Source organism: Lachnoanaerobaculum sp. ICM7 (genome assembly GCF_000287675.1).
Classification (GTDB): Bacteria; Bacillota; Clostridia; order Lachnospirales; family Lachnospiraceae; genus Lachnoanaerobaculum.
The window spans coordinates 1-22,197 of sequence record NZ_ALJL01000007.1; the positions used below are offsets into that span (position 1 = coordinate 1).

General features: G+C 36.0%; 17 protein-coding genes. All 17 read left to right on the forward strand.

From position 1 onward, the window contains the following. Positions 1 to 82: 82 nt before the first annotated feature. The 17 genes from HMPREF1140_RS01245 (at position 83) to HMPREF1140_RS01325 (ending at position 22,197) form a co-directional block, all read left to right on the forward strand. Entirely contained in the window at positions 83 to 286 is a 204-nt protein-coding gene (locus tag HMPREF1140_RS01245; protein ID WP_009662140.1) for a hypothetical protein, read from the forward strand. Between the two features lie 19 nt (positions 287 to 305). After that, on the forward strand, positions 306 to 728 hold the full coding sequence (locus HMPREF1140_RS01250; protein ID WP_007594152.1) for a hypothetical protein: 423 nt from the start codon (positions 306 to 308) through the stop codon (positions 726 to 728). A gap of 168 nt (positions 729 to 896) precedes the next feature. Then, positions 897 to 2,543, forward strand: a complete 1,647-nt coding sequence (locus tag HMPREF1140_RS01255) for a SulP family inorganic anion transporter (RefSeq protein WP_009662118.1) — start codon at positions 897 to 899, stop codon at positions 2,541 to 2,543. 51 nt (positions 2,544 to 2,594) lie between these two features. Then, entirely contained in the window at positions 2,595 to 3,221 is a 627-nt protein-coding gene (locus tag HMPREF1140_RS01260; protein WP_009662135.1) for a lactate utilization protein, read from the forward strand. Positions 3,222 to 3,537: 316 nt separating this feature from the next. Next, positions 3,538 to 4,872: an ABC transporter substrate-binding protein gene (locus tag HMPREF1140_RS01265; protein ID WP_009662130.1), complete on the forward strand. Its 1,335-nt coding sequence runs from the start codon at positions 3,538 to 3,540 to the stop codon at positions 4,870 to 4,872. A 66-nt stretch (positions 4,873 to 4,938) separates the two neighbouring features. Beyond that, positions 4,939 to 5,844 carry a carbohydrate ABC transporter permease gene (locus tag HMPREF1140_RS01270; protein ID WP_007594146.1) on the forward strand — a complete coding sequence of 302 codons (906 nt, stop codon included), beginning with the start codon at positions 4,939 to 4,941 and terminating at the stop codon, positions 5,842 to 5,844. Positions 5,845 to 5,852: 8 nt separating this feature from the next. Then, positions 5,853 to 6,698 carry a carbohydrate ABC transporter permease gene (locus HMPREF1140_RS01275; protein ID WP_009662128.1) on the forward strand — a complete coding sequence of 282 codons (846 nt, stop codon included), beginning with the start codon at positions 5,853 to 5,855 and terminating at the stop codon, positions 6,696 to 6,698. A gap of 31 nt (positions 6,699 to 6,729) precedes the next feature. Continuing rightward, the gene (locus HMPREF1140_RS01280; protein WP_009662144.1) at positions 6,730 to 7,713 is read left to right on the forward strand and encodes a LacI family DNA-binding transcriptional regulator; all 984 of its coding nucleotides are present in this window, start codon (positions 6,730 to 6,732) and stop codon (positions 7,711 to 7,713) included. A 19-nt stretch (positions 7,714 to 7,732) separates the two neighbouring features. After that, the gene (locus tag HMPREF1140_RS01285; RefSeq protein WP_009662117.1) at positions 7,733 to 9,166 is read left to right on the forward strand and encodes a glycoside hydrolase family 32 protein; all 1,434 of its coding nucleotides are present in this window, start codon (positions 7,733 to 7,735) and stop codon (positions 9,164 to 9,166) included. An 85-nt stretch (positions 9,167 to 9,251) separates the two neighbouring features. Beyond that, complete coding sequence (locus tag HMPREF1140_RS01290; protein ID WP_009662116.1) at positions 9,252 to 10,580, forward strand: CAP domain-containing protein; 1,329 nt, start codon at positions 9,252 to 9,254, stop codon at positions 10,578 to 10,580. Positions 10,581 to 10,695: 115 nt separating this feature from the next. Then, positions 10,696 to 11,517 carry a pyridoxamine kinase gene (locus HMPREF1140_RS01295; protein WP_009662143.1) on the forward strand — a complete coding sequence of 274 codons (822 nt, stop codon included), beginning with the start codon at positions 10,696 to 10,698 and terminating at the stop codon, positions 11,515 to 11,517. A gap of 1 nt (position 11,518) precedes the next feature. Next, positions 11,519 to 12,925 carry a Wadjet anti-phage system protein JetA family protein gene (locus tag HMPREF1140_RS01300; RefSeq protein WP_009662124.1) on the forward strand — a complete coding sequence of 469 codons (1,407 nt, stop codon included), beginning with the start codon at positions 11,519 to 11,521 and terminating at the stop codon, positions 12,923 to 12,925. Continuing rightward, positions 12,925 to 13,500, forward strand: coding sequence for a DUF4194 domain-containing protein (locus tag HMPREF1140_RS01305; protein ID WP_009662133.1), 576 nt, complete (start codon positions 12,925 to 12,927; stop codon positions 13,498 to 13,500). Before HMPREF1140_RS01300 ends, HMPREF1140_RS01305 begins: the two co-directional genes overlap by 1 nt. Continuing rightward, a complete protein-coding gene (locus tag HMPREF1140_RS01310; RefSeq protein WP_009662131.1) occupies positions 13,497 to 16,826 on the forward strand; it encodes an ATP-binding protein in 3,330 nt (1,109 codons plus the stop codon). Before HMPREF1140_RS01305 ends, HMPREF1140_RS01310 begins: the two co-directional genes overlap by 4 nt. A gap of 365 nt (positions 16,827 to 17,191) precedes the next feature. Beyond that, positions 17,192 to 18,403 carry a Wadjet anti-phage system protein JetD domain-containing protein gene (locus HMPREF1140_RS01315; protein ID WP_009662132.1) on the forward strand — a complete coding sequence of 404 codons (1,212 nt, stop codon included), beginning with the start codon at positions 17,192 to 17,194 and terminating at the stop codon, positions 18,401 to 18,403. Positions 18,404 to 18,851: 448 nt separating this feature from the next. Continuing rightward, on the forward strand, positions 18,852 to 19,388 hold the full coding sequence (gene hpf / locus HMPREF1140_RS01320) for a ribosome hibernation-promoting factor, HPF/YfiA family (RefSeq protein ID WP_009662136.1): 537 nt from the start codon (positions 18,852 to 18,854) through the stop codon (positions 19,386 to 19,388). A gap of 214 nt (positions 19,389 to 19,602) precedes the next feature. Further along, on the forward strand, positions 19,603 to 22,197 hold the full coding sequence (locus HMPREF1140_RS01325; protein WP_009662139.1) for a beta-glucosidase: 2,595 nt from the start codon (positions 19,603 to 19,605) through the stop codon (positions 22,195 to 22,197).

A 22,197-nucleotide genomic window follows, 5' to 3' on the forward strand; every position in this document is an offset into this window, starting at 1 on the left:
ATGTTTTGCAGCAACTTATTGCATCGGAAGGTATAGAGCCTTATTATTATTCCACATCCAATTCAAGTGAGAGATAGATTTTATGATTCAAGGCAAAACATCGATAATTCCGCTAGAGGTGAAAGCGGAAGAGAATTTGAGAGCAAAAAGTCTTAAAGCCTTTTGTGAAAAGTATCATCCAAAGTATGCTGTTCGTACATCTATGTCAGATTATCGTGAGCAGGACCGGATGACAAATATTCCTTTATATAATATTTATAAAATAAGAGAATACGCAGATAAATAGAAATGAGGATAGTAAAAATATGGGATATACTAGGGAAAACTTTGAAGAGTGGATAATTCTTATACCTTTTAAAATGGAATATTTTACAGACACATTTGCTAAAGAAAATAACTTGAAACTTGACTACAGTATGGGGTCATTGGATGAACTGGAAAAATGGATCTTAGCTAATTATAAAGATGCCGAAGGGCTGATAAAAGATAAGAAAACGCTTGATTACTTGACAGTATATATTGGAGAGACTTTCAGAAAATATATAGGTGGTAAGTGGTTTATAGATTTGGAGAATAAAAAGAATGTATTCTATAGTATGCCTGTTTTAAAAAGTCCGGAATATAAGGGAGTTACATCCAAATCACCCTTGACATATGCGACAGCATGCATAAGTAGGAATAAGGGGGATTATATAAGTACAATCCTAAGGAATAATATGGAACATTAGATATATAATTTAAAACATATATGTATTTTTGACATAAGAATTTCAAGCTTATAATATGTTTAATTTTTGTATACATAAGTATTGTACACCATATTTTGTCTGTGCTATCATAAAATCACATAGTTCTAAGAGTAAATACTCAATTTTTTAGGACTTAAGGGAGGAAATGTGGACTTAAGTTATATAAGACCCAAGATTTTTGAAGCATTAAAAGGATACAGCGGTGAGCAGTTTGTAAAGGACTTGATTTCAGGTATCATAGTTGCAATTATTGCAATGCCGCTGTCGATAGCGCTGGCGATTGCATCAGGTGTAAATCCTGAGCAGGGGCTTTATACGGCAGTGGTTGCAGGATTTTTTATCTCATTTTTAGGTGGAAGTATAGTACAAATAGGTGGACCTACAGCAGCATTTGTTATAATAATCTATGGTATAGTGGCTCAGTATGGAATGGCAGGACTTACAGTTGCCACCATAATGGCAGGATTTATGCTGATACTTATGGGAATCTTTAGACTTGGAGATTTGATAAAGTTTATACCGAAGACTATTACGGTAGGATTCACCTTCGGAATTGCTGTAAGTATAGTGGCAGGACAGATAAAAGACTTTTTCGGACTTGATATGGGAGCGGTGCCGGCAGAATTTGTGGAGAAGATGATTGCTCTTTTTAAGAATTTTCACACATTAAATATCGCAACTTTTTTAATAGGTCTTTTGGCGCTTCTTATTCAGATATTCTGGCCGAAGGTGTCTAAGAAGATTCCGGGATCTTTGATTGCAATTATAGTTACAACTCTAATTGTAAAGTTCGGAAACCTTCCTGTAAAAACTATAGGGGATTTATATACTATAAAAGCCGGACTTCCAAAGTTTAGTGTGCCTCATATATCACCTGAGCTTATCTCTTTGATGGTTTCACCGGCATTTACCATAGCAATATTGGCTGCTATAGAATCTCTATTATCATGCGTGGTTTCAGATACAATGACAGAGAGTCATCACAGTCCGAATGCAGAGCTTATAGGACAGGGAGTCGGTAATATAATGTCTGCGCTCTTTGGAGGAATACCTGCTACAGGAGCTATTGCAAGAACCGCCGCCAATGTTAAAAACGGCGGAAGAACACCGATTGCAGGTATGATTCATGCAATTACACTTATGCTGATATTGTTATTTCTGATGCCATATGCATCGCTTATTCCGATGAGCTGTCTGGCTGCCATCCTTATTATAGTCGGCTACAATATGAGCGGATGGAGAAATGTGGTACATATAATAAAAACAGCACCTAAAAGTGATATTGCGGTTTTATTGATTACTTTATTTTTAACGGTACTTTTTGACCTTGTAATGGCTATAAAGTTCGGTATGATTCTTGCGGCATTTCTTTTCCTAAAGCGTATGTCCGATATTGCAAATGTACGCCAATGGGTGGATAAATCAGACTCGGATGAGTATGCACTGAATTCCGACCTTAAGGCTGTACCTGAAAATACAATAGTCTATGAGATTTTTGGAGCATTATTTTTTGGTGCTACAAAAGATTTACTTAATATATCAAATGAAGCCGAAAAAAATGTACTGGTCCTTCGTATGAGAAATGTACCGGCAATGGATATTTCAGGACTTGAAGCTTTGGAAGAATTACTTGGGATTTGCAAAAAAAGAAATATGACTTTGATATTATCCCATGTAAATGAGCAACCGATGAAAGTAATGGAAAAGGCAGGATTTATAGAAAAAGCGGGAAGAGAAAACTTCTGTGAGAATATAGATAAGGCACTTGAGAGAGCAAGGACCTTGGATAAGTAGAAAAAATCAATGCTCAAATATATTGATTGAAATTAAGTAAGAGGAGAATATATGAACGAGAACTTAAAAAAGAGAAATGAAGTGTTGGCAGATACCGTAATCAAAGGTTTGAAATCACGTAATATGACAGGGTATTATGCAAAGGATAAGGAAGAAGCGCTTAAGATTGCTCTTGAGCTTATCCCTGAAAACAGTAAGATCGCAATGGGAGGTTGCATGAGTGCGCATGAAATCGGTTTGATTTGTGCACTTGAGCAGGGCAACTATAATTATATGGACAGAGCCAAGATGGAACCCAGAGAAGCTCTTTTGGCAGCTTATGATGCGGATATATTTCTTTCAAGTGCCAATGCTATGACAGATGACGGAGTGCTTGTAAATATTGACGGGAACTCAAACCGTGTATCATGTATTGCACAGGGACCGAAAAAGGTTGTGTTTATAGTCGGAATCAATAAGATATGTTCAGACATCGACAGTGCTATGAAGCGTGCCAGAAATGTTGCGGCTACAGCAAATACACAGAGATTTGATATAAAGACTCCTTGCAAGATTACAGGAAAATGCTCAGACTGTAAATCACCTGATACTATCTGCTGCCAGTTTTTGGTAACAAGATACTCTCGTCACGAGGGAAGAATACATGTTATTTTGGTAAATGATAATCTGGGATTCTAAAAAAGAAAATCGGTATTAAAAATCAATACCGGAATTATAATAGATATATACGACTGATGACTTATGGTGACAGGTTATCAGTCTTTTTATTTTAGTGCAAAATAGACAAAGATAACTGTGAAATATTATATTGACATTTTAAATGTATATGATAAAATACATTTAAAGATATGGAACGCGTTCCACAAATGAGTTTCAGGAAAATAATACAGTTTAAAATGTAAGAACAGTATATTTTATGAGACTTCGTGGAAAAACTTATAAACCAAACTACTTGTAAGTAGTATTTTATGTAAATATTTCAGGAGGTATATTCATGAAAAAAGTTTTGAGAACTTTAGGTGTTTTGGCACTTGGAGGTATGTTGGCGGCTTGCGGAAACAGTGCCGGTACAACAAAGCAGGCAGACTCAAGCAGTGCAGGTGATGGAAACTCACAGGCTGCAGAAAGTAAGAGTGCAGACGGCGTTACCAATGTAACAATTTGGAGCCCTACAGATACGGCGGCTATCGAGGCATGGTGGGTAGAGAAGATCGATCAGTGGAACAAAGAAAATCCTGACATTCAGGTTAAGAGAGAAGCTATCGACAGAGCCGATTCATATGCATATGAGAACAAGATTACTACAGCTACCACATCAGGAAATCTTCCGGATATTTTGTATGTAGACGGACCTATGGTTTCATATTATGCGGCAAACGGAATCACAGTACCGCTTGACAGTTATTTCCCGGCAGATGATTTAAAGGACTTTATGCCAAGTACAGTTCAGGCTGATACATATGACGGAAAGCTTTATGCAATAGCTCCTACAGAGTCTTCAGTTGCACTGTTCTACAATAAGGATTATCTTGATAAGGCCGGAATAGAATACCCTTCAGACACAGATATAAAGAAAGCATGGACATGGAGTCAGTTCCTTGACAATGCAAAGAAGCTTACAACAGATGATTATGTAGGAACAAATATAATCATGGATAAGGGCGAGGGAATCATCTATGCTCTCGGACAGTTCTTTACAGAGGGCGGAGCCGAGTTTGTAAATGAAGACGGTTCAAAAGCTGACGGATATGTAAACTCTGATGCAAGTATAAAGACAGCAGAGTATTTAAATGAGTTTATTAAGAACGGTTATGCAAATCTTGATCCGGTTAAGGATGAGTTCCTTAACGGAAAAGCTGCGACATTACTTGGCGGTTCATGGAATATTGCAGATCTTGAGAAGTCAAATCTTAACTGGGGAGTATCATATTTCCCTGTAGCAGATGACGGCAAGGCCGCATCACCGACAGGTGACTGGGCTGCAGCTATTACAAGAGATTCAAAGAATCCTGATGCTGCAGGAAAGTTCTTACAGTGGGCAATGAACAGTGACAATATTGCATCTTATGCAAGTGCGGTTGCCAAGCCTGCATCAAGAACATCATCTTATGAGAAGATGGAAGGCTGGGACAGCGGTGCAAGAGCTCTTATGAAGTGGCAGTTACAAAACACAGGTGTTTCAAGACCTAGAACACCTTCATACTCAGTACTTTCAACTGATTTCTCAACAGCTATGTTAAATATCTTTGCCGGAGCGGATGCAAAGGAAGAGCTTGATAATGTAGCTAAGAACTTTGATGAAAATTACGAGATGTATTATAAGAAATAATTTTTAATAGCGGTATGGTTTGAAAGGCTTGGCAAATTGCCAGGCCTTTTGTAGAAAGGATGTAATATGGCTACATTACAAAGAGTAAATAAGAAAGGCAAAAAAGAATACAGTGACAATCTTGCGGGATTTATAATGTCGTCACCGGCTATAATTCTTTTGGTTGCCTTTTTGATAATTCCTATAATATATACTATATACTACTCATTTTTCACATATCAGGTGGTGCGTCCGGACAATATAAAATTCAATGCAATAGGTAACTATGTAAAGCTGTTTCATGATGAGAACTTCTATGTGGCATTGAAAAATACGGTATATTTTACTGTAATCGTTGTGCCGGTACAGTGTACATTGGCATTGGTACTTGCACTGATGGTATCAAGTAAGAAAAAAGGTGTAGCTATATTTAGAACACTTTATTACAGTCCTCAGATAACTTCAATGGTAATTATCGCTGTACTCTGGACAATTCTTTATAATTCCAATGCCAATACAGGACTTATAAATGCCTTTCTAAAGAGTATAGGTATGCAGCCTATTGATTTTTTAAATAATCCGAAGACTGCCATGAATTCAATAATATTTATGTCGGCATGGCAGGGTGCAGGTTATCAGATGATGATCTTTATTGCAGGATTAAATGCAATACCTACAGAGCAGTATGAAGCCGCAAGTGTGGACGGAGCAGACTGGTTTGCAAAACTTATATATGTGACTATACCGGGACTTATAAATACAATTAAGTATGTACTTATGATAACACTGATACAGGCTATGAAGCTCTTTACCCAGCCGTATATTATGACAAAGGGCGGACCGAGAAATGCAACAAAAACACTGGTTTTCTATATCTATGAACAGGGCTTTCAGAAAGGAAACTTCGGTTATGCCTGCAGTATAGCCACAGTATTCTTCATTATAGTTGTTGCATTGTCAATTATAGTTAAAAAGATAAGCAAGACAAATTAGGAGGGATTATGAATAATAAGAAGATAAATAAAGTGCTTGGTAATGTTATTTTTTATCTTGGAAATATTATAGTAGGTCTTATATTTGTATCTCCACTTTTGTGGATGCTTGCTTCATCGTTTAAGCCTGAACTTGAGATATTTTCAAATCTGAACTCATTGTCTACATTTATTCCGAAGAACTTTACTTTGGCGAATTATGTGGAAGTATTTCAAAGAATAAAAGTATTTACCATATTAAAAAATACATTGATCTATATAGGCATTGTACTTATAGGTGATTTGCTTTTAGGATCTATGTTCGGTTACTCACTTGCTAAGATGAAATACAGATTCAGAGGAATAAGTCTTACCATTGTAATAGCACTCATGTCAATGCCTGTAGAGGCAATAATTTTACCATTATACATAGAAATGGCTCAGTTAAACTGGGTGAACACAATGCTCGGACTTACAATTCCTTTTATGATGAACTGTTTTTCAATTTACATGTTCTATTCATATTTTATAGGAATTCCCGATGAGCTTATAGAAGCCGCCAAGGTGGACGGTTGCGGGCCTATAAGAACATATTTTAAAATAATTATGCCGATTTCAAAGACTGTTTTTGCAACGGTACTTATACTTGATTTCGTATCAAGATGGAATGACTTTATGTGGCCTTTCCTTATAACTACAGGAGAAGAAAAGAGAACGGTACAGCTTGCGGTACAGATATTTGTAGGAGTAAGCCCTATACATTACGGTGTTATTATGGCGGTTCTTACATTGGCATCCATACCTATGATACTTATGTATATATTTATGCAAAAATTCTACGTAGAAGGTATTGCATCTACAGGAATAAAAGGTTAGATTAACTGTAGTAATTTAGGTGGAGGGGTATATGTCGAGTATACAAGAGGTTGCTAAAAAAGCCGGAGTAGGAGTGGGTACTGTTTCCAGAGTAATAAACGACAGCGGATATGTTTCCGAAAAAACCAGAAAAAAAGTTGAAGAAGTAATTGAAGAGTTAAATTATAAGCCGAATGAGCTTGCCAGAAATTTGTTCAGAAACAGGACAAATATAGTTGCGGTAATCACACCGGCTATAGGTAACCCATATTATGCGACACTTTACAGTGAAGTGGAAAAAAGGCTTCGAAAATACGGCTATAAAACAATGCTTTGCAATACTATAGGTGAAGCGACAAATGAAGAGGCTTATCTTGAGATGCTTGAGAGAAATATGGTGGACGGAATAATAACCGGTACACATACTTTGGATTACAGCAGTTATAAAAAGATAAAAGGACCGATTGTAGGATTTGATACTCCGAAACTCAATGATGATATTTTGATTGTAACTGTAGATCATGAGAAGGGTGGAATTCTTGCGGCAAAAGCGTTGATAGAGAGCGGATGCAAGGAAGTTTTGCAATTTACCGACGCAACTACAAAAAATTATCCTTTTATAAAGAGGCATAAGGCATTTGCAAAAGAAATAAAAAAAGCAGGACTTATATGCCGTGAGTATAAACCTAAGATGGATAATTTTGAAGAAAAATTCATTCAGGAAAATATAGAGGAAGCTTTCAGCATGTATCCTAATGTGGACGGTGTTTTTGCAACGGATACCCATGCCTTATTATATATGAAAAAGGCTTTGAGTATGGGAAAGAGAGTGCCGCAGGATTTAAAAGTGGTTGCATACGACGGAACCTTCATATTAAACACGGTATATCCGAGCCCAAGTGCTATAGTGCAGCCTATCGATAAATTGGCAAAGGTTGCTGTTGACAGTTTGCATGCCATTATAAACGGTGAGAAGGTGGACAGAAAGACAAAGGTACTTGATATAGAATTCAGACAGGGCATGACTACAAATTAGAAAGACAAGTGGTAATAATATGAACAACAAAGAAAAAGCAAATGAATATTTCAGAGAGAACAAATCAACAATAAAAGATATTGAAAGACCGGTCTATCATTTTACTCCGGATATGGGATGGATGAATGATCCGAACGGTTTTTCGTTCTTTGACGGTGAATATCATTTGTTTTATCAATATAATCCATATGATATAAAATGGGGTCCGATGCACTGGGGACATGCAAAGAGCAAAGACTTTGTAAACTGGGACAGATTACCTGTAGCATTGGCACCGGATGATGAAATAAAGGGACAGTGCTTCTCCGGTACGGCACTTTGTGAAGGAGATAAACATATACTTATTTATACCGTACATAATGACGGAAAAGAGGAACAGGCCGTAGAAATCGGTGACGGTGAGGATTACAATAGTATATCTAAAGAGTCTGTTATAAGAGTGGAACATTTGCCGAAGGGATTTAGCGGTGTAGACTTTAGGGATCCTAAAATTTGGAAGGAAGATGGCATATATTATTGTATAGTAAGTGCAAAGAATGAAAGAGGACTTGGCAGTATATTGCTCTTTGCTTCAAATAATCTGATTGATTGGGAATATAAGAATATTCTTTTTGAAAACAACGGAGATTACGGCAAGATGTGGGAATGTCCGGATTTCTTTAAACTTAATGATAAGTATATATTGGTAGTCTCGGTAATGGAGATGCAGGCAAAGGGCAGAGAATACTTTAACGGACATCAGGTATTATATTTTATAGGTGATTATGACAAGAAAAATTATAGATTTGAACCGACTGATAATGCAAGAACTTTGGATTTCGGGTTTGACTATTACGCACCTCAAAGTCTGAGTATTAATGAGAGAACACTTTCGGTTGCATGGTTGCATGATTGGGGAAATGATTTAACTCCTGACATTGCAAAATGGTGCGGTCAGATGACCTACCCAAGGGAGCTTGAACTAAAGAAAAATATTATTTATCAAATGCCTGCAAAAGAGCTTGAAAAACATTATACAAACGAGTATAAAACAAGCTTTTGTTTGGAGAAGGATTATAAATTTCAAGATACAGAGTTAAATTCAAGAGTTGCAAGACTTGATTTGGATATTGAAAAGATTGATGCAAAGGAATGTATTATATATTTGGCGTCAAATCATAGATACAATTCTTTTATAAAGATAAATTTTAAAAAGAAAACATTGAAGTTCTCAAGAAGATTTTCAGGGCTGATTAAGGATGCTGTTGATGAGAGAAAGATAGATGTGGATATCAAGTCCGGAAAGTTAAGTCTAAGTATATTACTTGACAGATTCAGCGTAGAGATATTTGTAAACGGTGGAAAAGAGGTGTTAAGTTCACGAATCTATACTCCTGCCGAGGCAAATGAAATCAGTTTTATTGCCGATGGTGAAGTAAGGGTAGATGCCTGCAAAAGAGATATAGTGGAATAATTTATTATACTTGAATATATAGAAACAAAAATGTTAATATATAACATAATAGTATTAAAGCCACTTTATTATGTTGGAGGTGTTTATGAATTTATTCAAAAGGTTAATGTGTTCCGTATCGGCAGTGGCGGTTTCAGCTTTTTTAGTGATACCTGTTATGGCTGCAAATGAAGCACAGTGGAAGAGGAATGATAAGGGATGGTGGTATGAAGAGGCGGACGGTTCATACCCTACAAATGCATGGAAGCTTATTAAGGATAAATGGTATTATTTTGACGGTATCGGCTATATGGTTGAAAACCGTTGGATAGGAAATTATTATCTCGGTGCTGACGGAGCTATGCTTGTAAATACTTCTACACCGGACGGTTATTATGTGGATGCCACAGGTAAATGGGTGGAAGGAGTAAGAAATACAGTTAATATAAGTAAAACAAGCGGATCAGGCACAAAGAGAAGCTCTTTGGGTGGCGGAAGCTCAAGGAGCGGCGGATCGGGCGGCTCCGGTGGAAGCAGAAGAAGCAGCGGCAGCTCAGGCGGTTCAGGCGGAAGCAAAAGAAGCGGTGGCGGCTCAAGCGGTTCAGGCGGAAGCGGAAGAACTGGCGGTGGTTCAAGTGGAAGCGGTTCAGGTTCTTCATCGGGTAGCGGTGTAGGAATTGCAGGTTCAACAGGAAATACAACAGCTTCAAATAACACAGCTTCAAACAATACTGCGGTAAACAATAATAATACAACACCTTCAGTAAATAATAATGTTACCGTTCCTTCAGGAAACAACACTGTGGTGATACCTTCAGGAAATACCGGAAATAATACGGTAACGACTCCAAATACAACAACTCCAGCAGTTTCTACTCAGGAGACTCAGGTAATAGAAGCATTAAAAGCAATGGGACTTACTGAGAAAGAGGCAAAGCTTTACTATATGATCAATGCATATAGGGAAAGCCTTGGATTACCGAAGCTGTCATTCTCAAAATCTCTTACAGAAGTTGCAAGAGCGCATGTACGTGATTCAAATACTTATACACCTGAGAATCAGGTAGATTCCAGAGGTGAGCAGGGAAATCTTCACAGCTGGTCAGGAAACGGAAGTTGGACACGTTTAGTTTACACGGATGATCACCACTATGGAAACGGTATGTGGAGTAAGCCAAGGGAAATCACCAATTACACAGGAAACGGATATGAGATTTCTGCCAAATACAGCGGTATGATAAGCCCTGAGACAGCACTCAATCTTTGGAAGAATTCTCCGGGACATAATCAGGTAATGTCTACGCAGGGAATGTGGTCTGATTTAAAGACCATGGGTGTTTCCATTGACGGACATTATGCACATGTGTGGTTCGGCAGTGATGCGGATCCTGACGGATACTATGATGTAGCTAACTATGATGTAATTCATCCATAATAAAAATTTAAATACCTTTATGATTGTAGACAGGCCCTTCGCTGATGCGGAAGGTCTGTTTTTAAATATTAAAAGTATGATATAATTATCATAGTTATAAAAAGGAGAGACAGATATGAACAAAAATAAACAGATACTTCTTATTAATGATTTGGCAGGATATGGTAAAGTGGCACTTTCAGCTATGATGCCTATATTTTCAAATATGGGATTTGAGATATTTACGCTTCCTACAGCATTGGTATCTAATACTCTTGATTATGGTAAGTTTGAAATTCTTGATACCAAAGATTATATTCTAAATACTGTAAATGTATGGGAGCAGCTTGGATTCACATTTGAATCTATAGCACTCGGATTTATAGCTTCTGATGAAGAGGCAGGTATTTTGGCGGATTTTTGTGCCAAGCAAAAAGAAAAAGGAAGTTTTATATTTGTGGATCCTATAATGGGAGATGACGGAAGCCTTTATAACGGTATATCAAAAGATGCTATAGAAAGTCGTAGAAAATTACTGAAATTTGCGGACCTTATAAAGCCAAATTACACTGAAGCCTGCCTTCTTACGGAAATGGAGTATAAAGACAGAGGGATTACAAATGAAGAAGAAGAACAATTACTTAGAAAATTGAGCGGAGAAAATAATGCTTCTGTGATTATTACCTCCGTACCTTTTAATGATAAGAAATGCTGTGTCGGATTTGACAGTAAAAAGGGAGAAAGCTTCAGAATTGAATATGATGAGATAGATGTTCGTTTTCCTGGAACCGGAGATATATTCTCGGCTATTTTGGTAGGAGATATATTGAACGGAAAATCACTTCCGGATGCAACATCACATTCAATGGAAGTTGTAAAGAAAATGATTGAATTAAATATAGATAAGGCAGATAAGTATCGTGGTATACCGGTGGAACAGTATTTGGAATTAATATAGTATGAATATATTTGATGAAGTAGATGAAAATCTGTTCAGACCTCTGACAGGTACAAATAAAAGAAAGTATGTAGATATTCTTGCTCTTATTTGGGAAAAGTGCAAGCGAATGCCTATGTATGCTATAGAAAAAAGTACAATATTTGATATGGCGGAGGAATATCTCCTGGGACTTGATGAGAAGGTTGAACCGGATATGGAAGAGCAGGAATATACAAGCGGAAATATAGCAGATATGAGGACTATTTCCGGAAGCTTTATAAGAAGACTTAGAGATACAGGCTGGCTTTTGGAAAAGCCGGGTGAATATGAGGATGAGGATAATCTGGCAATTCATTATAAGGTAGTGCCTATATTGAAATCCTTTCAGGAAATTATCAGTCCCACTATCATCACTTATAAGGGAAAGCTTTTTAAAATATATTCTATGTTTGAACATATATCGGAACAAGGCAGCCCTTATGAAGGAGTTTTAAAAGAAGCTTCTGAGGATTTTGACAATCTTAATCAAGCTCTCAGAACATTGGCGGCATCTATTGAAGACCATATAAATGATCTGACATTGGGAAAAAGTCCTGAAGAAATATTGGATTTTTTTGAGAAATATGAAGAAAAGATAGTTGTGGGATCATATCATAGATTTAAGACAAATGATAATTTGTTTTATTATAGAAGCAGTTTGTATGAGAGTCTTGACAGATGTGAAGATAATCTTTTCGATGCTTTGGTACTTGATTATATGGATACAGAGCGTGTTGAAAGGGATGAGGCAGGTGTAAAAATAAAAGAGCTTATACAAAAGCTTCGTATGGATATCGAGGAAATGGAAGCTATAATGCGAACCATTGATGACAGGCATATTTTATATAGAACCAGGGCGGTGCAAAGAGCACAATTTTTGCTCCTGTCTGACGGAAGCAGTAAGAGTAAAATCAATAATATACTTAAGTTTTACGCAAGTCAGATAAATAGTAAAGAGGATGTATATGATGAAGATGACAGCATAGCATCCGATATTTTTCAGATATTCGTACAAAACTTCTTTGACTGTAACTCTCTTTCCACGCCTGTTAAAAAGCGTAAGCCTACTGCTATTGAATTTGTGGATATTATTGAGGAACTGGACCAAGATATTATAGATGAGAAAAATCGAAAGATGATGGAATATATAAAAAATGCATTGACATCTGAAAATGTTAACAGATTTGCAAGAGATATATTAAATGAAAATCATGCGGTGCAAATAAGTTCAGTATTTGAAAATGATCCGGATACTTTAATAAAAATAATAGGTCTGTATACTTATTCCAAGACTTCAGAAAGAGAGTATGATATAAGGCTTAGAGATAATGTGGTGGAGTCAAACGGTGTGAGGTTCAAAGATTTTATTGTTGAGGAAAGAAGGTAATGGCAACAGATATAAAAGAAGAGATAGCTAATTATTTATTGAATAACTGTTTTCTTATGGGAACAGTGGATACTACAAGAGAGAAGTATTACTATGTTATAAACCATGAAGAAAGTTTCAGACAGATCTTCTTGCCTATTGGATATACTTTGGTCATTCATAGAAATTTGAGAGTTGTTCAGCTTATAAATAATCATGGCAGCGGAAGAATTGCATTAAGGAAATATGAGAGTATTATCTTGCTTATTTTCAGGCTTTTATATGTGGAAAAGAGAGAAAGTTTATCTACAAATGAAGACAGAATTTATGCTACAGTTGAGGAAATTAAAAATGAATATGAGAAGCTGAATTTGCCAAGAAAATTTGACAGAGCTTTTTTAGAGGATTCCATAAGAAATATAAAAAGATATAATTTGGTACAGGTAGCAGATAAATTAGTTGATATGGATGCGAGAATACAGATCTATCCTTCTGTTATGCTTGCAATGCCTGATTCCAATATTTCAAAAGCATATGATGAAACTGTTAAGTTGCTTTCTCAATACGAAAATTCTGAAGAGGAGGATGAAGAATGATAAGGATGACAAGACTTCATCTGATAAATTGGCATAATTTCCAAGATGATATTATAGATTTCAAAAATATCACATATCTTTTGGGCGTAAATGCAGTAGGAAAGACAACTATAATGGATGCGATCAGGTATTGCCTTACCACAAACAAGGACTTCAATACTGCCGGAAATAAAAAGAGCGGCAGAACTCTTTTAGGTTCGGTCCACCAAAAACAGAGAGCGGAGGACAGTTATCTTCGTCCGGGGCATACAGTTTCCTATATAGGCATTGAATTTTTGGATGAGGCTATTAAAAAGACATTTGTAATAATTGCACGTGTGGAATCGGAAACTCCAAAGCAGGATCTTAGGGGAGTATATCAGGATTGGTATATTACAAAGCCGGGATACAGCCTTTTGGATATTCCTTTTTTTGTAAAGAACAAAGATGGAAAAAGTCCTGCTTCAAGAGAAGCTTTTAAGCTTGATAATAAGGGGATGGACAGGGCTTCAAATCAGGCTGACGCAAGAAGAAAGATTTGTCGTATGCTTGGTATAGGGGAGGCGGATTCGCCTATCGGAAAGAAGTTTAATGAAGTATTCCATATGGGTACAAGTCTGGAGGATATAAAGGATATAAGAGAGTTCATTTATACTTATATTCTGCCGGAACCGGAGGTGAATATTGACTTTTTGCAAAAGGATATGATTGAGCTGGAAAGGCTACAGGAGATACTTCAGGAGGCATCTGACAGAGAGGCTTTATTAAAGGAGATAAATGAAAAAATAAAGAATGCAAGAGAACTTTTGGTTAAGGTGAAAATAAATGAGATATTGGTTACCTACGCAAATCTTCAAGGAAATATAGAAGAAACTAATGAAAGAAAATATCTTATTGGTGAATGGGAAGTAAGTTTATCTTTGTTTGAGGAAAAACTTACAGAGCTTTCAGGTAGAGAATCAAAGGCCTCAGAACTCTTATATGAAGCGCAAAGAGCAGCTGAAAATAATGCTGAAAATAAGGAGATGCTCTCTCTTGAGAGTGAAAATAAAAATAATAAAGTTGAAGAGAAAAGACTTACAGAAGAAGCGGCAAAGTTTGATAATGTGGCTAAAGACTTATTTGAATTAAAGGATAAATTAAATAAGCTTGGATTTATTTTTGATATAGATAATTGCATAAGAGATGAAAATTGCTTTGAAGAAACAAAGATTGCAGAGATAAAAAGAATTGCCAAGATTTTTGCAGATATGGAAGAACAAATAAAAAATCATGATGCAAAAATAAGGACTGATATAGCGAAGCTAAATGAGGAAGGCAATGGACTTTCAAGTAAAATAAAATCCCTTGAGTCAGGTGTGATGTGTTATCCCAAAGAAGCAATATTTGTCAGAGACAAGATAAATGAGGCCTTGAGTGAACAAAGCAAGAAGGCGGATGCCAGACTTTTGTGTGAGCTCTTATATATGACAGACAGGAGCTGGCAGGATGCAGTGGAAAGCTACTTAAATACACAGAGATTTAATATAATTGTAGAACCTGATAATTATATTTTGGCAAAGAAAGTTTTTATCTCTTTGGGAGATAAGGTCAACGGTATAGGACTTATAGATACAAGAAAAATAAAGAATGTAGAATATAAGACTGAGAAGGAATCTTATCTGGGTGATAAGATTGAATCTGAAAATATATATGCCAAGGCGTATGCAAGGTTTGTGATGAAAGATGTTATCTGCTGTGAAAATTCAGATGATTTGGAGAAATTTTCAAAGAGTGTTACAAAAGACAGACTTAGATTTCAAAGTTTTTGCTTACAGAGAATGGCAAAAAGAGAACATTTTATCGGTGTGGATGCCATTGAAAAGCAGTTAAAAGCTGCAAAAAAAGAACTTGTGGATATACAAAACAGCTTGAAAGAGCTTGAAGATGCAAAGAAAAGCTTTGACTTGGTATATAACGGATATACAAAGTTTAGAGCCGGAGATGGCTTTAGTAAGCTTGAAATGTATTGTGAATCTAAGAAAAGAGCAAAGGAGCTTGGAATAAAGATAGCTGATATAGCTAAGAAGATAGAAGAGTTTAAGCAAAATCCAATATTGCTCGCAATGTATGACAGAGTCAAGGAATGCAAAAAGAATGTAAATGATATCAGAGATGAGATAACGGATATTAAGGCAAAAAAGCAAAATATCAGTGACAATATAAGAAAATCAAATCTGCTTATAGAAGAGCTTGAAAAGAATTTTGTGGAGCTTAAAATTGTGTATGAAAACAGTATAAAAGGATATTCGGAGTTTGCACTTGATGTGGAAAAGAAATATTTGAATGAAAGAAAGTCTAAAAAATCTTCTGCTATTGCATATAATTTTTCAAATCGTATGGCACAGGATAATATAGCATTAAACAGCTATTTAAATCAGGAATTGGTACCTTTACAACAAAAGTATACCGCCACATACACTTGTGATTATGCGATAGGCTTGGAAGGGGCAAATCGGTGCATGCAAGAATATCTTACTCTGCAAAATATTGAGCTGGAAAGACATAAGAATGAACTTGCACAGGCTCAGATTCGCTGTAAGGACAGATTTCGCAAGGAAGTGCTGTTTAGGATGAAGGACGATATCTTAAGGGCAAGGCAGCAGTTTAAGCAAATAAATCGTGTTATGGAAAATCTGGAATATGGTGAGGAAAGCTATAGATTCGGAATTGACAAGAGCAAAGATAAGGAACTGGGACTTTTCTACGATATTATTATGGATAAGGACAATCAGCAAATTGACAGAGAAAATGATATGCTTGCATATATGGCTGAGGTAAATAAGTCCGAGGTATTTGAAAGTCAGATTGATGACTTTATGAGTAGAATAATGATAGATGTGGAAGAGCATGCAAAACAAAATCTCACAGGTCAAAAGTCAAAGGCAAAGAGTATGGGAATGTATGTGGATTATAGAACTTATCTGGACTATGATATTATTATAAAAAATTCAGTGACAGAGAAGGAAGTTGCATTATCAAAGGTAAGCGGCGAGGGCAGCGGTGGAGAAAATCAAGCTCCGTTTTATGTAGCAATATGTTCTTCACTTTTGCAAATTTATGAGCAAAGTAAGGAAGAGTCTATGAGGCTCATATTGTTGGATGAGGCATTTAACAATATGACCAGCGACAGAATCGAGCCTATGATGAACATGTTTAAGAAGTTGAATTTGCAACTGGTGCTTATAGCTACAGCCGAGAAGGCTACATCAATTTTACCATATTGCGATATTACCTACTCAATAGTTAAATCCGGAAACAGAAATGCAATACGAGCTTTCGAGAGGTTGGAGGATGGATTACGGTAAGGATATAAGTTGTTATTGACTTTATGTTTATAAATAGATTATAATTTATTACAGCTAAGAAAAGATATGGTATCTCATGTAGATACAAAACGAACCCCTAGTAGTTGCAGCTATTAGGGGTTCTTCTCATATTATACGGTTTGAGTATCCGTTCAGGCTAGTTGTCGCTATGATCTCTGTCTAACCATTTACAAATGTAGTAGCTGGCTACATTTGCCGCTACAGAGATAAGAAAAGATATGATCTCTATCATGTAGACACCCCCTTTCTGCTGTCAGATTGGGTGCGACAACAATATTATTATACTTTGTTTAAAATATAATACAACAATAAGTCATATAATTGATAATGTGAGAGGTTGGAGGATGGATTACGGTAAGGATATTTTAAATAGTTTAGTGGATATGTATGAAAGAAGAGAGGGCTATATAAAAGAGCCTTCTTCTTTGCGTGCAATACAAATAGATATAAAAAAGAATTATCCGGCATATGCAGACAGATACAATCATAATGCGTATAAGGATATAAATTCAGCTATAGAAAAGTTGATAAGTGAAGATGTGATAATATCAAAACTTGAATCAACAGGCAGCTATAGTAAGGTCAGATTAAATATTGACAGAATAGCAGATTGCTATAAAAAATTAAACAGAAAAAGTATTCCGGAGCAATGTGAATATATAAAACAAATTTTGTCCTCATTTGCGGACAGTAAGTATAGGCTGCTGAATAATATAATATCCGATTGGATGAATCTGGCTGTAAACTATAGGAAGCTGCCATATGATTTAAAGTATGACGGTAAAAGATTAAAAGACATACTTACAATATTGGAAGCTGTATTTAAGATAGAGCAGGAAAGTTATATCAGAAATTTCTCAACTGCCGTATTTAAAGATTCAAAGAGATTTCAAAAGGAATTTAAGTCCTGTATAGAGAGTATATTATTTGATTATACGGATGATCCTATAGAGAAGGATAAGATACTTGAATATTATAATTTGTATGAGAATCCTACATATGTATATATAAAGGGAGATGTGATAATAAGTTTTGAAAATTCTACAATATATGCTAGCGAGTTACCGGATGGAATAGCTCTCTCCAATGCTTCGCTTAAAAGGATAAAAAATATAAAGGTACTTACAAAAGCTGTTATTACAGTGGAAAATCTGACTACATACCACGATGAAAATAAGAAAGAAGCGGTATATATCTATCTTGGAGGATACCACAATAAATCAAAGAAAGAATTACTTGAAAAAATATATAAAGATAATAAATCTTGTGAATATCTACATGAAGGGGATATAGATATCTACGGATTTTTGATACTTGAAAACTTAAAAGAGAAAACAGGTATACCGTTTAGGCCTCTCCTTATGGATGTAAATACATTGAAAAGATTTTATGAGGCGGGAATATACAAGGAACTTAATGTATCGGATATCAGAATGATTGAGAAAAACAGAGAAAATCTTAAAGAGTATTCAGAGGTATTGGATTTTATGCTTTTAAATAATTGTAAGGTGGAGCAGGAGTCATTAAGGGCTGTACGATTACTTGAAAACAGTTAGAATATTATTTTAAATAAAAGTAGTATATAATTTCATTGTCAAGTCTGAATTCTTAGATTTGAGACGAAACGGCAAAGTGCATAAATTTTACGTTTTAAAAGACTTGTCAACATTATCCACATTTTTATCCACAAAAATAGTGGGTTTTACAGGTCTTAGAAAGCTGATAAATAGGCTGTTTCCAAGTTATAAACGAACTTATCCACAATTTGAGTGTTTTATCCCCATAGAGTAAAGACTGCATTTGAGATAAAATTGTAGATTTTATGAGCTAAAATATATAAAAGTGCAATTTTACTCGGAAAATACAATTGGATAAAAATTTAATAAAAATCATATTAGTTGAAAAATTTAATCAAATTGACAGTACAATTACAAATTCAAATTGAATTTTTGTTTACAAAGTGGTATACTATAGACAAATAAAAAAGAAAAGGAGCTTATACATATGCGTTATACAATTACTGGAAGAAATATTGAAATTACTGATGGTTTGAAGAAGGCGGTAGAGGAGAAGCTTCAGAAATTAGAAAAGTATTTTACAGCTGAAACAGAGGCAAGAATCACATTAAGTGTGCAAAAGGAAGCACATAAGATTGAGGTTACTATTCCTACAAAACAGGGGCTTATAAGAGCTGAGGAAGTTAGCCAAGATATGTATGTCAGCATAGATAAAGTTCAAGACATAATAGAAAAGCAGATTAAAAAGTTTAAAAATAAGCTTATAGATAAAAAACAGGCTGCAATGTCATTCACAGATTTCTTTATAAACGATGAAGCTGCCTATGGAGATGATGAAGACGAGATAAAAATCGTAAAGACAAAGAGATTCAGTATCAAGCCTATGGATCCTGAGGAGGCATGTTTGCAGATGGAACTTTTGGGACATGATTTCTATGTTTTCAGAAATGCAATCAGCGATGAGGTATGCGTAGTTTATAAGAGAAAAGATGGAAAATACGGTATTATAGAGCCGGAAGTTTAAAGTGGTTGCTAAGCTATTTTCCTTTTTAGCTTTTCAAACATACAATAGTTACAGGGAGTCTTAAGACTCCCTGTTTTTGTATAAAAAATTATTTTGAAAACATACACAACTTTTTTAATATATACTATAATATAGACGGGTGTAGAGGTGAATTTCTTTGTTGAATTTACCATGATGTAGAAAGAGCGTAAATAAGTTTTCTATAAGGAGGAGAATGAAGCATCAAGATATTATTGAAAAAATGACGTTGGAAGAAAAATGTGCCTATCTTTCGGGTAAAAATGCCTGGGATACGAGATCGTTTTCTTCTATAGGGGTTGATGTTCTTCGCCACGCTGACGGACCTACAGGTGTAAGAAAGCAGGCAGGAAAAGGTGACCACCTCGGATTGAATGCTTCCGTACCTGCAACATGTTTTCCGACTGCGGCTACTTTGGCAAACAGCTGGGACGTAAGGCTTCTTGAAAAAGTGGGAGAAGGGCTGGGAATTGAGGCTGCAGCAGAAGATGTAAATGTACTTTTAGGACCCGGAATAAATATCAAGAGAAATCCGTTATGCGGGAGAAATTTTGAGTACTATTCGGAAGATCCGTATCTTAGCGGAAAACTTGCGGCTGCTATGATAAAGGGGATACAAAGCAACGGAATAGCCGCCTGTGTAAAGCATTTTGCTGTAAATTCACAGGAACTTCGCAGAATGGCTATGGATTCGGTACTGGATGAGAGAACGCTTAGAGAAATCTATATTACCGCATTTGAAATAGCTATAAAAGAGGGAAAACCGAAATCTTTAATGACGAGCTACAATATGGTCAACGGTGTATATGCAAATGAGAATGAGCACCTTCTTATGGATATTTTAAGAAAAGATATCGGCTTTGACGGTATGGTGGTTACCGACTGGGGAGCTTCAAACGATCATGCTTTGGGGGTAAAAAACGGTTCAAGTCTGGAAATGCCGGCTCCGGGACTTGACAGCGCAAGAGAACTTTTAGAGGCATTAAAGACCGGGAAAATAAGTGAAAGTGATATTGATGTCAGAGTGGATGAGCTGATAGATATCACATTGTCTACAAAGAATAAGAAAAAGCCGCAAGATAAGGCAAAGATGTTTGAAGATAATAATGCGCTTGCAAGAGAAGCGGCAAGAAAAAGTATTGTGCTTTTAAAGAATGAAGAAAACATTTTGCCGCTTGACAAGAGTAAAAAGGTAGCGATTATAGGTGACTTTGCTTTTAGTCCAAGATATCAGGGAGCGGGATCTTCCATGGTGAATGCAACAATAGTGGAGGATGCACAAAAACTTATAAAGAAGCTTGATCTTGACTCTGAAAAAGAGAAAAAGATTGAGACCGCTATAGGAAATATTGAGGAAAAGCTTGAAAAATTGGATATTAATCCGATATATGAGGGAGCAGGGATCACAAATGTAAATGCGACCAATGTTGATACTGTGGAAAAAGTCATATCACAGTTTGACCTAAATATAATCGGTATGGCACACGGTTATTCAAGAGCGGATAAAGAGGATAAACTCCTTGTAAATGAAGCTATAGAGCTGGCAAAGCAGGCGGATATTGTACTTTATTTCTTCGGACTCAATGAGGCGAGTGAATCGGAAGGCCTTGACAGAACTCATCTTAGAATTCCAAACAACCAGGTGGAATTATTGGAAAAGCTTTCAAAGGTTAATGAAAATATAGTCGGTATAATCAGTGCAGGTTCATGTATTGAAATGCCTTGGGAAAAGAATTTAAAGGGAATACTTCATGGATATCTCTTCGGTCAGGCAGGCATCGGTGCGGTATTTGAACTGCTAAACGGTGAGTACAGCCCAAGCGGCAAGCTCTCTGAAAGTATTGTAAAAAAGTATGAGGATGTTCCGAATATAAAGTATTATCCTTCAAAAGAGAGGACTTCGGAATATAGAGAGAGTATATTTGTAGGATATAGATATTTTACTACGGCAAATGTACCTGTAATGTATCCTTTCGGATATGGACTTTCCTATACAAAGTTTAAGTACAGTGATATAGAAGCAGATAGAGATAAGGTAAGCTTTTATATTGAAAATACAGGTGAATTTGCGGGTGAGGAAATAGCCCAGCTTTATATAGGCTTGAAGGAATCAAAGATATTTAGGGCAAAACTTGAATTAAAGGGATTTGAAAAAGTTTTTTTGAACTCGGGTGAAAAGAAAAAAGTCACTATTTTATTTGATGATAAAGCATTCAGGTTTTATAATGTAGCTACAAATGCTTTTGAGATAGAGAGCGGAGAATATGATATATATATCGGCAGCAGCTGTGTAGATATAAGATTGCAGTCTAAAGTAAGTGTTGAAGGTAATGCAACAGTTTTACCATATAATAAGAGTGATTTGCCTTCATACTTTGACGGAAATGTAACAAATGTAAGTGATGAAGAGTATAGGGCTTTGCTTGGAAGGGAAATACCCGACGGAAGCTGGAGCGGGGAACTTGGAATCAATGATGCATTATGTCAGATGTATTATGCAAAAAGCTTTATTGCAAGACATGCCTATAAAGTACTTGATAAAAGACTGAAAAAGTCGCTTGAAGCCGGAGTACCGGATCTTAATACTCTTTTCCAATTTAATATGCCTTTTAGAGCTATCGGAAAAATGAGTAACGGTCAGGTAAGTATGGAAATGGTAGATGCCATATTACTGCTGGTAAACGGACATTTCTTTAAGGGTCTTACAGGTATTATAAAGGGGTATTTTAAAAACAGAAAGGCCAATAAGATATATAAGGAAAAGTTTCTTCAAAGAGAAGATAGAGAGTAG

What these genes read in the sequence shown, in the direction of transcription:
- HMPREF1140_RS01245 (WP_009662140.1), top strand. Translation starts at nt 83, where the DNA reads ATGATTCAAGGCAAAACATCGATAATTCCGCTAGAGGTGAAAGCGGAA.
- HMPREF1140_RS01250 (WP_007594152.1), top strand. Translation starts at nt 306, where the DNA reads ATGGGATATACTAGGGAAAACTTTGAAGAGTGGATAATTCTTATACCT.
- HMPREF1140_RS01260 (WP_009662135.1), top strand. Translation starts at nt 2,595, where the DNA reads ATGAACGAGAACTTAAAAAAGAGAAATGAAGTGTTGGCAGATACCGTA.
- HMPREF1140_RS01265 (WP_009662130.1), top strand. Translation starts at nt 3,538, where the DNA reads ATGAAAAAAGTTTTGAGAACTTTAGGTGTTTTGGCACTTGGAGGTATG.
- HMPREF1140_RS01270 (WP_007594146.1), top strand. Translation starts at nt 4,939, where the DNA reads ATGGCTACATTACAAAGAGTAAATAAGAAAGGCAAAAAAGAATACAGT.
- HMPREF1140_RS01275 (WP_009662128.1), top strand. Translation starts at nt 5,853, where the DNA reads ATGAATAATAAGAAGATAAATAAAGTGCTTGGTAATGTTATTTTTTAT.
- HMPREF1140_RS01280 (WP_009662144.1), top strand. Translation starts at nt 6,730, where the DNA reads ATGTCGAGTATACAAGAGGTTGCTAAAAAAGCCGGAGTAGGAGTGGGT.
- HMPREF1140_RS01285 (WP_009662117.1), top strand. Translation starts at nt 7,733, where the DNA reads ATGAACAACAAAGAAAAAGCAAATGAATATTTCAGAGAGAACAAATCA.
- HMPREF1140_RS01290 (WP_009662116.1), top strand. Translation starts at nt 9,252, where the DNA reads ATGAATTTATTCAAAAGGTTAATGTGTTCCGTATCGGCAGTGGCGGTT.
- HMPREF1140_RS01295 (WP_009662143.1), top strand. Translation starts at nt 10,696, where the DNA reads ATGAACAAAAATAAACAGATACTTCTTATTAATGATTTGGCAGGATAT.
- HMPREF1140_RS01300 (WP_009662124.1), top strand. Translation starts at nt 11,519, where the DNA reads ATGAATATATTTGATGAAGTAGATGAAAATCTGTTCAGACCTCTGACA.
- HMPREF1140_RS01305 (WP_009662133.1), top strand. Translation starts at nt 12,925, where the DNA reads ATGGCAACAGATATAAAAGAAGAGATAGCTAATTATTTATTGAATAAC.
- HMPREF1140_RS01310 (WP_009662131.1), top strand. Translation starts at nt 13,497, where the DNA reads ATGATAAGGATGACAAGACTTCATCTGATAAATTGGCATAATTTCCAA.
- HMPREF1140_RS01315 (WP_009662132.1), top strand. Translation starts at nt 17,192, where the DNA reads ATGGATTACGGTAAGGATATTTTAAATAGTTTAGTGGATATGTATGAA.
- hpf (WP_009662136.1), top strand. Translation starts at nt 18,852, where the DNA reads ATGCGTTATACAATTACTGGAAGAAATATTGAAATTACTGATGGTTTG.
- HMPREF1140_RS01325 (WP_009662139.1), top strand. Translation starts at nt 19,603, where the DNA reads ATGAAGCATCAAGATATTATTGAAAAAATGACGTTGGAAGAAAAATGT.